Origin of the sequence: Leeuwenhoekiella aequorea, assembly GCF_004104375.1 — a bacterium.
Lineage (GTDB): Bacteria > Bacteroidota > Bacteroidia > Flavobacteriales > Flavobacteriaceae > Leeuwenhoekiella > Leeuwenhoekiella aequorea.
In genome coordinates, this window is record NZ_QOVM01000002.1 from 68,483 (window position 1) to 84,476 (window position 15,994).

The 15,994-nt window shown below is 34.0% G+C and carries 12 protein-coding genes; 5 read left to right on the plus strand and 7 right to left on the minus strand.

Going from position 1 to position 15,994, the window contains the following annotated elements; genetic code table 11:
* Nucleotides 1-2,439 carry a DNA ligase D gene (gene ligD / locus DSM00_RS04340; RefSeq protein WP_128756809.1) on the plus strand — a complete coding sequence of 813 codons (2,439 nt, stop codon included), beginning with the start codon at nucleotides 1-3 and terminating at the stop codon, nucleotides 2,437-2,439.
* Nucleotides 2,440-2,511: 72 nt separating this feature from the next.
* On the opposite strand, the gene DSM00_RS04345 is transcribed toward ligD, so the two are convergent.
* The 3 genes from DSM00_RS04345 to DSM00_RS04355 all read right to left on the minus strand — a co-directional run bounded on the left by DSM00_RS04345 (nucleotide 2,512) and on the right by DSM00_RS04355 (nucleotide 5,615).
* Complete coding sequence (locus DSM00_RS04345; protein ID WP_128756810.1) at nucleotides 2,512-3,201, minus strand: type 1 glutamine amidotransferase domain-containing protein; 690 nt, start codon at nucleotides 3,199-3,201, stop codon at nucleotides 2,512-2,514.
* A 120-nt stretch (nucleotides 3,202-3,321) separates the two neighbouring features.
* Nucleotides 3,322-4,746 carry a phytoene desaturase family protein gene (locus tag DSM00_RS04350; protein WP_128756811.1) on the minus strand — a complete coding sequence of 475 codons (1,425 nt, stop codon included), beginning with the start codon at nucleotides 4,744-4,746 and terminating at the stop codon, nucleotides 3,322-3,324.
* Nucleotides 4,746-5,615, minus strand: a complete 870-nt coding sequence (locus DSM00_RS04355; RefSeq protein ID WP_128756812.1) for an SDR family oxidoreductase — start codon at nucleotides 5,613-5,615, stop codon at nucleotides 4,746-4,748. The genes DSM00_RS04350 and DSM00_RS04355 overlap by 1 nt, the downstream gene beginning before the upstream one ends.
* Before the next feature lie 469 nt (nucleotides 5,616-6,084).
* Here DSM00_RS04355 and DSM00_RS04360 point away from each other — a divergent pair, with 469 nt between their 5' ends.
* The 3 genes from DSM00_RS04360 to DSM00_RS15710 all read left to right on the plus strand — a co-directional run bounded on the left by DSM00_RS04360 (nucleotide 6,085) and on the right by DSM00_RS15710 (nucleotide 8,587).
* On the plus strand, nucleotides 6,085-7,965 hold the full coding sequence (locus tag DSM00_RS04360) for a PAS domain S-box protein (RefSeq protein ID WP_128756813.1): 1,881 nt from the start codon (nucleotides 6,085-6,087) through the stop codon (nucleotides 7,963-7,965).
* Nucleotides 7,966-7,973: 8 nt separating this feature from the next.
* Nucleotides 7,974-8,342: a response regulator gene (locus tag DSM00_RS04365; protein ID WP_128756814.1), complete on the plus strand. Its 369-nt coding sequence runs from the start codon at nucleotides 7,974-7,976 to the stop codon at nucleotides 8,340-8,342.
* A 113-nt stretch (nucleotides 8,343-8,455) separates the two neighbouring features.
* A complete protein-coding gene (locus DSM00_RS15710) occupies nucleotides 8,456-8,587 on the plus strand; it encodes a hypothetical protein (protein ID WP_262707464.1) in 132 nt (43 codons plus the stop codon).
* 55 nt (nucleotides 8,588-8,642) lie between these two features.
* Here the strand turns inward: DSM00_RS15710 and DSM00_RS04370 are convergent, their stop codons facing one another.
* The 4 genes from DSM00_RS04370 to sbnA form a co-directional block, all read right to left on the minus strand.
* The gene (locus DSM00_RS04370; protein WP_128756815.1) at nucleotides 8,643-10,784 is read right to left on the minus strand and encodes a catalase; all 2,142 of its coding nucleotides are present in this window, start codon (nucleotides 10,782-10,784) and stop codon (nucleotides 8,643-8,645) included.
* 266 nt (nucleotides 10,785-11,050) lie between these two features.
* The gene (locus tag DSM00_RS04375) at nucleotides 11,051-12,472 is read right to left on the minus strand and encodes a Y4yA family PLP-dependent enzyme (protein ID WP_128756816.1); all 1,422 of its coding nucleotides are present in this window, start codon (nucleotides 12,470-12,472) and stop codon (nucleotides 11,051-11,053) included.
* Nucleotides 12,462-14,228: an FAD/NAD(P)-binding protein gene (locus DSM00_RS04380; RefSeq protein WP_128756817.1), complete on the minus strand. Its 1,767-nt coding sequence runs from the start codon at nucleotides 14,226-14,228 to the stop codon at nucleotides 12,462-12,464. The genes DSM00_RS04375 and DSM00_RS04380 overlap by 11 nt, the downstream gene beginning before the upstream one ends.
* Complete coding sequence (gene sbnA / locus DSM00_RS04385) at nucleotides 14,228-15,208, minus strand: 2,3-diaminopropionate biosynthesis protein SbnA (protein WP_128756818.1); 981 nt, start codon at nucleotides 15,206-15,208, stop codon at nucleotides 14,228-14,230. Before sbnA ends, DSM00_RS04380 begins: the two co-directional genes overlap by 1 nt.
* A 193-nt stretch (nucleotides 15,209-15,401) precedes the next feature.
* On the opposite strand from sbnA, the gene DSM00_RS04390 reads away from it, so the two are divergent.
* Nucleotides 15,402-15,944: a DUF421 domain-containing protein gene (locus tag DSM00_RS04390; protein WP_128756819.1), complete on the plus strand. Its 543-nt coding sequence runs from the start codon at nucleotides 15,402-15,404 to the stop codon at nucleotides 15,942-15,944.
* Nucleotides 15,945-15,994: the final 50 nt, after the last annotated feature.

The following is a 15,994-nucleotide window of genomic DNA, read 5'->3' on the forward strand; positions in this document are numbered from 1 at the left end:
ATGAGTCTTCAGAAGTATAACGATAAGCGTGATTTTAAAAACACACCCGAACCTTCTGGTCAACTAGATGCGACAAATAGCAATCGATTTGTAATACAGGTTCATAAAGCTACCCGATTACACTTTGATTTAAGGTTAGAATTAAATGGAGTTTTAAAGAGTTGGGCGATACCTAAAGGCCCTTCATTAAGCACAAAAGATAAACGACTCTCGATACAAACAGAAGATCACCCTGTATCATATTTAAATTTTGAAGGAGTGATTCCTAAGGGTAATTATGGAGCTGGTAAAATGCAGATTTGGGATTCTGGTACATTTGAAATTCTGAATGATACAAAGAAGAGTGATCCTGAAGCTTTATTAAAAAGTGGGGATTTAAAAATTAAATTCTCTGGTGACAAGATACGAGGAGATTTTGCTCTGGTAAGAATAAAAAACTCTAAGTCTACAAATCAATGGTTGCTCATTAAAAAGCAAGATGCTTTCTCCACTTCTCTGGATTATGATATTGATTTGCCAGATTTTGCATTACCTAAAGTAAAGTCTGAAGCTTCTCAACCTAAGATAAAAATTGACCAAGTAATAAAACCTATGTTGGCAACACCAACAAAGGAAATATTTAATAATCCTAATTGGATTTATGAGATTAAATGGGATGGATATCGCTTAATATCTCACGTGAATGAGGGAAAAGTAACTCTACAATCTAGAAATGGTCAGGAATACACTAGTAAATTTGATTTAATTGCTGAAGAATTAAAAGGCCTTTCACAGAACGTTATTTTAGATGGGGAAGTCGTTATTCTTGAAGAAAATGGATTGCCAAATTTCCAAAAATTGCAGAATTATGAAGCTGGTGTCACTAAAGGGGTGCTGAGATACTATGTTTTTGATGCGATTTATCTGAATGGGTATGATATGCAAAAGCTTCCTCTTATAGATCGTAAAAGTCTCTTGCCTGAAATTTTAGAAGGATTAGAATATTGTAAATTCTGTGACCACGTCGAAGGTATGGGTACGATGTTTTACAATCAAGCTATCGAAAGTGGGCTTGAAGGGGTAATTGCCAAAAAGAAAGATAGCCTGTATTATCCCGGAATACGTTTTGAACACTGGTTGAAGATTAAAAACATTGAAAGTGATGAATTTCTAATTTGTGGTTACACTACGCCAACTAATAAACACGATCACTTTGGGTCTTTAATATTAGGTAATTATGTAGATGATAAACTCACCTATGCAGGTAATTGCGGTACTGGTTTTTCAAATGAAATGAAAAAGGATTTGCTTGCAAAATTTAATGAATTTGAAACTACAGAAAGCCCTTTTTTAGAAAAGATTACCTTAAAAGGTAGAAAACCACACTGGATGCTTCCGAAGCTGATATGTGAAGTAAAATTTATGGAACAAACCGAAAATGGCTTGTTGCGACATCCTGTATTTAAAGGCTTACGTATTGATAAAGAATTAAAGAAAATCGATTCCTCATCTCCGACAAAAGAAGTTAAAGCAAATATTGATACATCAACTATATCATCAGATTCAGTTCTTAATATCAACAGTACTTCAGTTTCCATAACAAATATTGAAAAAATTTATTGGCCGGAAATGGGTTATATGAAATATGATTTGATCGATTACTATTTAAATATTTCAGATTTTATTTTACCCTATCTAGTTAACCGACCTCAAAATTTACATAGACATCCTAACGGAATTAAAGAGTCGGGATTTTACCAAAAAGATAATGAGTACTTGCCAGATTGGATAGAAAGTTACTCGATCTACTCTAAGTCTGCAGATCGAGACATTAATTATTTGCTCTGTCAAAATGAACAAACGCTTATTTATATGGCTAATTTGGGCTGTATCGAACTCAATCCCTGGAATTCAAAAATCACTTCTTTAGACAGTCCAGATTATGGAATAATTGATTTGGATCCTTCTTCTAAAAATACTTTTGAAGAAGTTATCGAAGTGGCTCAAGCGGTAAAAGAAGTTCTTACTAAAGCGGGGATTGCTGGTTATTGCAAGACTTCTGGATCTACCGGTTTGCATATTTATATTCCAATGGGTGGGGATTACTCCTATGAAGAAGTTCGTAATTTTATAAAATTACTCTGTATATACGTACATCAATTGCTTCCAGAAATTACAAGTATGGAGCGTAATTTAAAAAAACGCGGAGCAAAAATATATTTAGATTACTTACAGAATAGGAGAGGGCAGACACTCGCTGCAGCATATTGTGTGAGACCAAAAAAATATGCTACGGTTTCTACTCCTTTAAAATGGAACGAGGTAACGCAAGGTTTAAAAATTAAAGATTTTACTATTAAAACAACTCCAGAACGCTTACAAGATTATGGTGATTTGTTCATAAACGTTTTAAAGGAAGGAATAGATATGGAATCTGCCCTGCAAAAACTTGAAAGCTGAAAGAAGATTTTAAAACAAACAAAAGGGCTTCAATAACTTGAGGCCCTTTTGTTTAACTAAATTTTGAATGCTTTAAACTCCCCAAAAATTAAGCAGAGCCTTAGCTGTAGGACCTGCAGATAATGGATTCTGACCAGTGATGAGCAAACCATCTGTCTCAATATGCGATAAAAACGGTACTGTTGCCGTTTTATAAACAGCTCCCAATTCTTTAAGTCGATCCTCCAGATTATAGGGAATATTGTTAGATCGTAATGCAAGTTTTTCTTCCGTATTTGAGAAAGCAGTAACCTTCTTATTCGCTAGTATAGCGGGATCAAGTTCGGCTGCTTTAAGTAGAGCTGCGGGACCGTGACAAACTGCCGCTACAGGTTTTCCACTATTTATAAAATCTACGATTAGTTTTCCGCTCAACTCATTTGAAGCTAAGTCAAACATAGGACCGTGACCACCGGGAAAGAATACTGCATCAAAATCTTCAGCGGCTACGCTTTCAAGTTTTAAGGTTGCATTCAAAGCAATTTGAGCTACTTTGTCATTTTTAAAACGTTTGTTAGACTGCGTAATATTTTCAGTAAGCTGACTCATTTCATCGATTGGTGGTTTTCCTCCCAATGGGCTAGCAAGAGTTATTTCACATCCTGCATCTACAAATTCATAATAAGGATCTGTAAATTCGCCAATCCATAAGCCCGTCTTTGATTTAGTATTTATTAACTCTTCGTGAGAAGTGAGAATCATTAAAATTTTCTTTGCTCTCATTGGTTGTAAGTATTTAAATATTCTTTGATATTAGAATTCGGTTGACCGTTAAAAATAATCCCAATTTTAGTTTTCTCAAGAAGTAGTAAAGCTAATTTTCTGCTAAAATTTCTTGTAGGTTCAGTTTTTGAAGTGATCGTTATATACTTTTTTAGCCGCATTAAAACCACACATTCCGTGAACTCCTCCGCCAGGAGGTGTAGATGAAGAGCAAATATATACTTGATCGTTAGATGTTTTATATGGCGAGACTTTTACAACCGGGCGTGTAAACAATTGAGTGATATCCTGCTTTCCACCATTTATATCGCCTCCTATAATATTGGGATTAAAACGCTCTAATTGCTTTGTGTTTTTAGTACTTCTTGCCAAAATAATTTTCTTAAATCCCGGAGCAGCTTTTTCAATCTGATCTTCAATTACTGAAGTCATATCTGTTGTATCTCCATTAGGAACGTGGCAGTATGCCCAGGCAGTATGCTTATTTTCTGGAGCTCTAGTTTTATCAAAAACTGTATGTTGTGCAATTAAAATATAAGGTGTTTGAGATATTTCACCTTTATGCGTAAGTGCTTCAGAATCTTTAATTTCTTCAGGAGTAAATCCTATGTGAATAGTCCCAGCTTTACGACATTTTTCATTTGTAAATGGAATAGGTTCATCTAGCGCCCAATCAATTTTAAATATCCCAGGACCGTAGTTATAGTTGCTTAGTCTATCTCTGTATGTGGAACTCAGTGCTGTGTTTTTAATTTCAAGTAGCTGTTTTGGGGTTAAATCAAAAACAAAGGAACGGGACTGTGGTAATAATTTGATGTCTGTAACCTTGTGATTCAATATGAGTTTTCCACCGATTGATTCATAATAAGAAATAAGTGCATCTACTAAAGAACTTGCACCTCCTTTAGGAAACGGCCAATTGTATTTATGCGCCATAACGCTTAAAACTAAACCAAATGAACTGGAAGCCCAGACATCTATAGGTAAAGTTGAATGCGCAGCGGCACCGTAGAAAAAGGCTCTGGTTTTTTCATTTTCAAAATAATGTTCGCCAAGTTGTTCTGCAGATTGAATAGCTTTAAGTCCAAATCGTACAAAATCAAATGGATGTGATGGGATAGTTAGCGGACCTAGTAAATCTGATGAAATGGCTTCCCAATTTGACGTTATCTTACTGAATAATGTTAGATATGAATCTTTATCTATTTCAAGTTGGGAAGCTGTTTTTTCTACATCTGTATATGCTGCTAAAGCGCTTCCATCTAAAAATGGATGCGCATAAGGAATTTCTGGAAATACCCATTCTAAACCAAATTTTTTTAAGGGTAAGGTTGTAAAAAATGGAGATGCATATGCCATAGGGTGGATTGCAGAACCGGTATCATGTTTATATCCCGGTAATGTTAAAGCTTCGGTTTTTGTAGATCCTCCGGCAGTTGAGGAGCCCTCATAAATAACCGTGTTTAACCCTTTCTGCTGCAGATAAATGGCTGCACTTATACCATTAATTCCACTTCCTATAATTATGCTATCATATTTCTCCATTAAGGCAAATCGTTTTCGTTAATTCCTTGTAAATACTGTTTAAATGTCATAACACCGTGTTTATCTCCAATCATATCATGGGTAGTTATATATTTAAAAAAATTGATCTTATCGTAAAAATTCTTATCAAAAAATCGTGGTAAGAAAGCACCGATATCTGCTATTGTCTTTGGTATTTTGACAATTTTGGCACCAAAACGATCTTGAATCATTTCGGCCATTTCAAATCTGGTATGAATTTCAGGACCGCCAATAAGCTGTACACCTGTAGTTCTATTTTTTAATGTAGTAATGACCACCTCTGCCATATCATCTTGTGAAATACTATTTGTTCTTGCTTCACCATCCCCAATTATAGGAATCATATTTCGTTTTGCCATTATGGCAAGGTCGTGAAGACCAGAAAACATACCCACTGGTCTTAAAATACAATGCGGAATTTCAGTTTCTGTTAATTTATCTTCAAATTTTTTATGATTTTTAGGAATTGCAAAATCATCATTGTGACCAGCTTCTTTTATAGAAACATAAATATAGTATGGAACCTTATTTTTTAGCGCATCTAAAAGTACTTCAGAATTACCTACATGATCAACCTCATTAAATGTGTCTGGAGAACTTGTAAATAAGCTTACGCTCTTTCCCATACCTGAAATTACAGCGTCCACTCCTAAGGTTATATCTTTTATCTCCTCAGGATTGTTTGCCGGGTCTACAACCCAAATATCATTTGTATAGGGCAACAGTTTAGCCATTCCTTCTTGTGAGCTCGTTTGCGCTCTAAAAGGAATTAAGTCTCTTTTTAGTCGTTTTGCTATTTCCAGCCCCAAAGCACCAGAAGCACCTAATAATAATACACTCGAACTCATAATTTTTTTTATTTAAAATTACACAAGTGGAGAGTAGTTCTATTTATAATTATCTATAATTAACTCTAATTTAATAGGGGAGGGATTGATTACGAACTGCAAGCGCTATTCTGTATTTAGATTAGTTATTCAATATTCTAAACTTCAAATTTTCAAATCATTACTGGTTATTGTATTAAAGATTTGAAAATTAGATATATAAATATTAGCTTTAAAGATATAGCCATAAAGAAATAATTGAATATTGTAATACTAGTAAATTAAAATGCTGATAATAAGGTAATTATATTTAAAATAGAATTACTAAACATTATTTGTCTAGTAATTATTACCCCATTAATTATAATTAATAATGTTTCTTACATAATTATAAATGAGTTGGATGTAATTGTTCCCCGCAAATGCTTTTAACTTATATAGTATTCAAACCCCGCATAGAGCATGTTTATATGATTGATAATTACACTATATGTACCAGATAGAAGAGCGGGAAGTAAAACGTCTTAAGTGCGTAAGTTCATACAGATCTGTGAATGATTCAACAAAGCAGGACTTTGATCAGATAGCCCGAGTAGCGGCAATACTGGCAGATACGCCATCTGTACTCATAAGTTTCATGGATGTCACACACCATACATTTATATCTAATTATGGAATTAATCTAAAAGAAATACCGCGCGAAGAGGCTTTTTGCGAACACTTATTAAAAAACCACAAAAATCCTTTAATAGTTGAAAATGCCCATCTAGACGAGCGGTTTGTAAATAATACCTACGTGGTAGGTTATCCATTTATAATATTTTATGCAGGGTTTCCTATCATCACTCATGATGATTATGTACTAGGAACACTCTGTGTAATTGATCATAAACCCAGAGAAATCTCACAACAGCAAATAGATGGTTTAAGCCTACTGGCTAATCAAATTTTACAAATTTTTGAATTACAAAAGAAAAGCCATGATCTCGAATTAAGTAAAGCCCAGTATAAACACAAATCGGAGCGCTTTTCTAATATTATAGAAGCCTCTAATGTAGGTACATGGGAATGGGATTTAAATTCTGGAAATGTCCATTTTAATGATAAACTGGCTGAAATGCTGGGATACGATCTTTATGAAATGCAACCGGAAACGAAAGATTCATTCACAGCACGGGTGCATAAAAACGATGTTGAGCTATTTGAAAAGACATTAACAGCCTATTTTGATGGGGAAACAGATTTTTATACTTGTGAATATCGTTTACGCGATAAAAATGGGGGATGGGTTTGGATCCTAGATAGAGGGAGAACAGTAACTTGGAATTCTGATGGAACTCCTAAATTAATGTTTGGGACTCACGCTGATATTACACAGCGTAAAGTAGACTCGAGAAAGCTTGCAAATACTAATAAGCGATTAAAGATTGCGCAGAAAATCGCAAAACTTGGTTACTGGGAACTGAATCGTCTTACAAATAAAGAGTTTTGGTCGAATCAGATATTTGAAATATGGAGTATTAATCCGAGAGTGCAAAGCTTCAATTACACGTATTTAATTAGTACGGTTCATCCGGATGATGTAGATCAATTTAAAGCGAAATTTCAGACAGAATCTTCAACTTCTGAGTCCTCATTTCATTTTAGAATACTAGTGGACGGTAAGATTAAGTGGATACGATGCAGTAAAACCTTTAAATTATTTAATCCGGCGCATATTGAGGGAACTTTTCAAGATATTACATCTCAAAAATTACTTAAACTTTCATTAGTAGAATCTGAAAAAAGATATAGTGATTTATTTCAATTGATGCCTATTCCATCATTTGTATATAATCTGGAAACTCTTGAAATAACTGAGGTTAATCTTGCTGCAGAGAAAGATTATGGATTTACAAGAGAGGAATTCTTATCGATGACACTCAAGGATTTAAGACCACAAGATGATATTCAAATTTTAATGGATGCCGTAAATCGGACCAAAAAGGAGATCGGACTTCAAAAAATAGGAGTTTATCGCCACAAGCGTAAGGATGCCTCAGAATTTAAGGTAGAAATTCACAGTAATCAATTGCACGGAAGTAAGAATTTCTCACGTGTAGTAATGGCTGTGAATATATCTGACACGCTCAATTATATTAAGCAAATAGAGGATAGAAATACTCGTCTTCAGGAAATTTCGCACGTACAGTCGCATGTGGTACGAGCACCATTAGCAAAAATGATGGGTATTATAGGCCTTATTAATGAAGACTTTGATTTAGATACTGAAGAAAATAAAATGTTTCTTACGGAGATCCTTGAATCCGCTAAAGAGTTAGATAAAATTATACGTTCCATATCAAATAAAGCATCTCAATTAAATAGTTAATACCCTTTATGGAACAGGAAGTATTTATAATAGATGATGACAAAGTTATATGCAAGGTTCATCAATATTTAATCGCCCATGTTCTTAAAACGGTGACTTCTATCTTCGTAGATGCTGCTGAAGCTCTTGATGTTATTCAAAAAAATTCTTTTTCTAAAGGCTATTTGATTTACCTTGATATTAATATGCCTGAGTTAAATGGATGGGAATTTATTAAACAACTGGAAAGATTAAAGAATCCGGAAAGATTCGTTATTATACTGGTAACATCATCTGTAGATGTTGCAGACAAATGGAAAGCTAGTCAGTTTGAATGCGTTAAAGGCTATGTAGAAAAACCACTTACAAAAGCGAAGTTGATTAATCTTAATTGGTAGTGTTTCTATTCCTGCTTATAATTATAGGAAATATTTAAGACTGACTAATCTTATAATTAAGTACCTTAAACTGATTCAATTTAAATTAATTATTAATCGTAAATAAATTAGCTATGAGTAAGGATAGTAAAGAATCTAAAAACGATAAAAAAGAAGATAAACAAAGTATTGATAAAGGTCCTTTAAAGGATAAGCATGTTAATCAATACGGAGAGAAAAACAAAGATAAGAAGCGAGGAGCTTAAATTTTTGAGAAAAAAAAGGGCTACCATTTGGTAGCCCTTTTTCATTATTAAATGTTTAAACTGGAATACTAGAAGCTTTTTCCATTCGATCCCAATTTCTGTGTTTTGCCATAGCATCCACAAATTCTTGAGGTTGTTTAGCGTTTACAAATAAAGCTTTATCATCATTATAATCTTTGATGTAGCTATTTTTAAGTAAATCTTCAGCCTCATTACATACTGCAATGGCTTTACAGTGTTTGAAAGCCTCGCTTATAAATTTGCTAAACTTTCCGTTCTTAAGCAGGGCATCCACAGATTTTTTACCACCAGGCACAAAAACAGCATCAAATAATACACTTTCAGTAGTCATAATTGCCGCTGCAACTTTATGCTCCATATTCTCATCACATTTAATGGTACCGCCGTGTGGAGCAATAATTTTAACCATCGCACCTTCTTTTTCCAGAATATCTTTATATGGTTTAAAATCACTCATTGAAAAGCCATCTCCTGCAAGTACAGCCACTTTACGTGTAGCAATGCTATTGAATTTAGTATGTGCTTGACTTAAAGCTTTATCAGATTTTAAATATTCTTTCTTAGGAATAGGCTGAAACTTTTCTACTTCAGCATCAGCACCTATAGCTTGATTAACAGGCTCTTCGATACTATCAGGAATTTCCATACCTAAACCTTTAGCGACTTTGTTTGCAAGGCTAGTATCAATATTATTAATAATCCATAACATACGTTCCTTAATATAACTATGCTCACATTTGCCTAATTCAAACGTGTAGGCATCTACTACATGCTCTTGTTCCCAAGGTGCTAAACTTCTATAAAATAGGGCAGGTTGTGAATAGTGATCACTAAAGCTTTCACTTCTAGATCGTATTTTACGCGCATCAATACGCTCTTCATATGATGTGAATGCACCATCAGCCATTTTAGCAAGATGCGGACAACCCATTGTCAAGGAATTTGGGAAATATGCTGTTTGTCCTTTAGGAATTTCAGTTTGCATGTGCCCATCACGCTGATTATTGTGTGTAGGAACAATAGGTTTATTGATAGGTATCTGGTGGAAATTTGGACTTCCCAAACGTGATAACTGTGTATCTCTATAAGAGAATAGACGCCCTTGTAATAAGGGATCATTTGTAAAATCTATTCCTGGCACAATATGACCTGGTAAGAATGCAACTTGTTCAGTTTCTGCAAAGAAATTTTCTGGATTTCTATTTAATGTCATCTTACCAATAATTTCTACCGGTACCATCTCTTCTGGAATTAGTTTTGTAGGATCTAAAAGATCAAAATCAAACTTGTGCTCATCTTCTTCAGCTACAACTTGAATACCAAATTCCCACTCCGGATATTGGCCTGCTTCAATAGCGTCCCATAAATCTCTTCTGTGGAAATCAGAATCTGCACCATTTATTTTTACAGCTTCATCCCAAGTAACAGAATGAACACCTAATACCGGTTTCCAATGAAATTTTACAAAATGGGATTTCCCCTCTTTATTTATAAAGCGAAATGTGTGAATTCCAAAGCCTTCCATCATACGATAACTACGAGGAATTGCGCGATCACTCATAACCCAAATATGATTATGAAGTGTTTCTGTAGCGCGAGAAACAAAATCATAGAATGTATCGTGAGCAGATGCAGCTTGTGGGATTTCTCTGTGTGGTTCTGGTTTTACGGAATGGATCAAATCCGGAAATTTCATCGCATCCTGTATAAAAAATATTGGCATATTGTTACCTACAAGATCCCAGGTTCCTTCTTCATTATAAAATTTTACTGCAAAGCCACGTACATCGCGGGCAAGATCTGGAGAACCTTTAGACCCAGCTACAGTTGAAAATCGAACGAATACTGGCGTCTTTCTTTTAGTATCTGTAAAAAGACCTGCCTTTGTATAATTTTCTATACTCTTATAAAGTTCGAAATATCCATGTGCGGCACTTCCTCGCGCGTGTACAATACGTTCTGGAATACGCTCGTGATCAAAGCTTGTAATTTTTTCACGCAATAAAAAATCCTCTAAAAGAGTTGCTCCGCGTTCACCAGATTTTAGAGAATTATTAGTATCGTTTACTTTTAGACCTTGATTTGTTGTTAGGGTTTTGTCCTTAGGATCTTTATAATGGGATGATAATTGGTCGATTTTTTTTGAAGTTGATTCTTCATTTGTTTTATTCGCCATAACATTGAATAGGTTGATTAATAACTTTAAAATTACTATTGCAAAAAATCAATTATTCAAAATAAAGGTTAAATTATGTTCACTGATAGATTAAAATTATCTTAAATGATATTATTAAAACCAGATTTTATAGGCATTAAACATATCTCATATGACTTTAAGTATTTGAAAATTATTAAAATATAATTTCAACGCAGATTTTAATTCGACATCTTTACAAACTACCAGATTAAATGTATTATTACAAATAATAATTATTTTTAAAATTATTCAGTTTTAAAATCATCAAATGTATAATGTTCTTTTCTTCCTAAAACTGAAAGGTTTTGAGCTCTCTTAAATAGATGTGCTTCAGTTTCAAAAAAGTGCATCATATAGCCTGCTGTATTTACAAAAATGATAGTATCTCCAATTTCTGGTAATTGAGGAAGTTCAATTTTTCTCTTTAAAAGAATATCACGTTCTAAACAATAAGCTCCTGTAAAATACACTTCAACTGGTTCAGCTTCTTTAATCGGGTTATTGTAACTCACAAACGGATCGAGTAAAAAATCTGCACTCGAACTTTTCATTTGGGACATATTCATTTCTAAACCAATGAGGTGATTTCCACGCGCATCAACTTTGCGATGTGCAACTCGAGCCGCAGTAATTCCAACCTGGTTGAGTAAACTTCTTCCCGGTTCTAGTCTTAATTCAATATTTAATTGCTCTAATCTTTGATATACAGCTTTACTTGAATCATTTGTAGTATCTAATATTTCTTTAAGAAAACTGGCTTTGGAGTTTTCATTATAATAGGGGTATGTTGCCAAGTCACCTTCTATTTGTCCGTTTCTATTTGTATAACCTAAACCATCATTATTATAAGTAAGAGGTTCGCGGTTTTCTAAAACGGCATCTTGAAGCTCTGTTTTAAATAGATTCCATTCATTTTGATGTCTTAAATAATTCATCAAAATTCCGCCGCCAATATCTATAAATTTAAATGAGGTTTTTGAAGAGTTAAGGTTTTCAATTAAGTCTAGTGTTTGATGTATTGATTCACCACGCTGTGAAGTGCTGTAACCATCTAAATGAAAATGGAACCCTTCAATATTAAACAAATGCTCGTTGGCTTCTGTAAAATAGTTTTGCAATAGATTTTCGATATCATCAATGTCAAAACCAAAGCGACTCAAAAGTTTGTTGCCTTCATAGTAAAACCCAGAAATACGAATTCCTATTTTAGCTTTAATATTATATTCTCTTGCAATTTGTGCAACTTGATCCAGTTCGTCCTGATTATCAATCACCAGTAGGACCTTATTTTTAATGGCAAGCTCCAGTAGTTTTCTGCTCTTTATTGCTGCAGTGGATATGAGTTTATCTGATGATACCTGAAGATCAATACATTGTTTTAATTCTTCATAGCTAGCAGTATCTACACCGATTCCATTTGCGACTGCAGCGGTTATAAGATTCTGAAATTTATTTGCTTTACGTGCAAAGAATATTTTGCTATTAAAATTATAGGTTGCTAAAATTTCCTGATACTCTTTTATATTACGGGAGAAGGCATCTAAGCTGTGTATGTTTATAGGCGATTCGTAAGATTTAAAAAGGGATTCCTGAAGTTCATAATTATTGATAAACTTGAACATCCATTCTGAAGTAATAGGTTCTAACTTGGGTAATTTAGTATTCATTTGTAGCGGTTAACCGGTTCGTATTTTTTAAAATTAATAAGGCTGTATTCTGCGCCCATTGCGTTACAGTATCATTGTGTTTTCTGGATAGCGTATCGTTATCAAACAGAATATTTTCTGTGGGCGTGCCGTAGCAGACAATATCTTTATTTATGGTATCATTCCGATTTATAATACTACCATCTGCAGTGCACCTTAGTTCGTTATAATCTACTGATTTCTCCTCTACTGAAAAGAGTCCGTCAGAAGAGTTATTAAAAATAACTGGAGCCTCTTTTGAAAATCCTCTTGGCAATCTCGAGTCTACAAGATAATCAACCTCTATAGCTTCGGTATTAGAACGAAAGATAAACTTCTCATTTTCTTTTTTTATAATCGGACTTTTGACAAATGTAAAATCTAAAATTCCAGCGTTATGAAGTGCAATCATTTTTTCAATATTTTGCACAGGTGGACCGTAGGAGATACGATTGAATAATCCGAAATAGCTTTTTTGAAAGAAATTCTTAGAGTCTGGTGTTAGACGATTAGAACTATACAAATAATTAAAATCATCAGATATAAAACGCCATGCCGCTGCCGCTGCCACATATGGGCTAGTAGGATTTGAATTTTCGATTATCCAAAATTTCCAGTATTTTATAACGCTGAAATTACTATTTATTCCTTCAATCTGGTGAGGATTATATAATTCATTCACCGAAAATGGTTTAACCTCAGGATTTTCTTTGTGAAAGATAAGAATTCTTTTTTCGAGTTCGTCAAAAGAGATATCAGGGTCAATAGAGATATTTTTATTTTTAAATAATTGAAAATAAAAGGACGCAATAATATCCTGTTCTATTATAGGTAATAGTGCAGATTCAAAATCAAATATAGTGGTAGTGTTTTTAATTCCGGTAACAAAGCGTTTAAAGTAAAAACTGATTTGTTTTTGTTTCGTGGTATGACTTCCGCGAGGTATAATAGGAATACCAGACCTGGAAAATGGAAGGATGTATTTAGGTTCTAAACCACTTTTATAATACATCAACTGTTGTTCATCAACTTTTTTGAAGTATCCAGATCGGCCTTCGGTAAGTCCTAAAATAGTATCAATAGCAGTTAAGCCCAGACCTTTACAACTTACTACAGCTTGCGATTTTATACCTTTTAGTTTTTCAGAAAAAGGATATACAAATGGAATTGTAGCATCTGTAGAATCGTCCGTAGTTTTTTTACTTATGATACTTGGGGAATGACCTGTTGTAATTAAAAGTTTATCTACAATAACCTCCATTCCAAGTGATTTAGCATCTATACGATATCTAGATTCTATTTTGTGAATTGCATCTACGCGGACAACATAGGTATATATTTTGATTGAAGGTATAGCAACATCCTTTAACTTATTAAAGTAACAGCTCAGATAGGCGCCTACCTCTTTACGTGGAGCAATTTGAGAATTTTCATAATCTTCAGAATTACCGGTGCGTTTAGAAATATAGGAAGTAAATGAAGGTATAGTTACTAACGCAGGTGGATCTGAAGCGGGAGCACAGGATATAAACTGATTGGGATAATTCATCAATAAATAATCAGGTTGATTTACATCGTAAACCCACCCTGTGGCAAATGCTTCAGACTCATTAAATAGATGAATGTTTACATCAGATGATATGTTGTACTTTTTTAAAAATGCCAGAATGCGTTCAAAACCATAAAAACCTTTAGGTCCAAACCCAATTATTGCTATATTGAAAGCTTCCGATGGCATTATTTTAATTTTTTAGCTACCCATTCTTCATTATAAATAGTTTCCAGATACCGCTCTCCGCGATCGCAAAGAATTAAAACACATTTTGAGTTTTTTGGTAGTTCAGGTACTCGTTTTAAAAACGCTGTAGTAACAGCACCGGAAGAACCTCCAGCTAATATACTTTCTATTTCCAGTAATTTTTTACATCCCATTACACATTCCATATCAGAAATATGCATTACATCATAAATAGAAGATTTATCTAAAAATTGTGAAGGTAAACCTGCACCGTGTCCGGGAATAAAACGCTCTTTGGGTTTATTACCAAAAATAACGCTACCCTGTGCATCAACAGCGATTAATTTTGTTGAGAGATTTTTCTCTTGAATATATGATGCGCAACCCATTAAAGTTCCGCAAGTGCTAGTTGCTGAAAAAACGTAATCTGCATCGGGCAAACTAGAAGCAATTTCAGACATCGTTACATAATGTGCTTTTGGGTTTGCTCTATTCCCATATTGATTTGTCCATACCGCATTATCGAGTGTATCTACCAATTCTTGCACGCGATCCAGACGAGCACCTAAATAACCACCTTCATCATTGGGTTTATTGACTATATCAACTTTTACACCATAAGCGTTTAAGATTTTTAGAGTATGCTTGTTAGCTTTAGGGTCAACTACAATTATTAACGGAATATTGTAATATCTACAAACTTGTGCTAATCCTATAGCCATGTTACCGCTACTACTTTCAATAAGGGTAGTGCTAGGAGTTATATCACCTTTCTTAATGCCTTCTTCTATAATACTTAAAGAGGTTCGGTCTTTGATACTACCGCCGGGATTTGCCATTTCTAATTTACCATATACATCAATTCCTGTTAGGGCAGACAGTTGTTTGAGATGTACAAGAGGTGTATTTCCAACAGTATTTAAAATAGAGTCGAACTGTGCAGGACTAGATTTTACTGGAGAAGTGAGAATCGCATTCATAGTAGTAATACGTGTTTATAAATAGCTTGGTTGATTCAATCTCAAATCTATATTATTATAAATTCTGCCTTATTTACAATAACAATATTTAACAAGATGTAGTTAAATATTTTAGAAATTAAAGAACGATCTATGGTTTAACCCCGCGCAATACTTTATTTTGAGCAACAACTAACAATTTATTCTTACAACTATGGAAACCTGGACATTTGCTTCTGCCTCAATCATTGTAAAAGTACTTATATCGATACTAGTCATATTTTCAGTAATTATTCTAATAACTCGAATAAGCGGTCTGCGCACATTTGCCAAAATGTCGAGTTTCGATTTTGCATCTACGATTGCTATAGGATCGATATTAGCATCGGTGGTATTGAATACAAATCAATCTCTCCTTAAAGGAAGTATAGCTCTAGGAGGTATAGTCTTATTTCAGACGTTTTTTTCTTATGTAACTAGAAAGTCAAAAAGACTGGATTCTTTATTTACAAATTCACCCGTTATGTTGATGTATGAGGGTAAAATATTATATGAAAACCTTGATAAAACAAACGTAGGTGAAGATGATTTAATAGCAAAATTAAGAGAATCCAATGCCCTTAAATTTTCTGAAGTTAGAGCGGTAATTCTTGAGTCTACCGGAGATATGTCTGTCCTACACAGTTCTGAGACTACAGATCTAGACGCTAAAGTATTACAAGGGGTAAAGGGTATTCCAGACTACGTAAATTTGTAGTGAGTTTTAAAAAAAAATAAAGCCCTGACTTTTTTGAAAAGTCAGGGCTT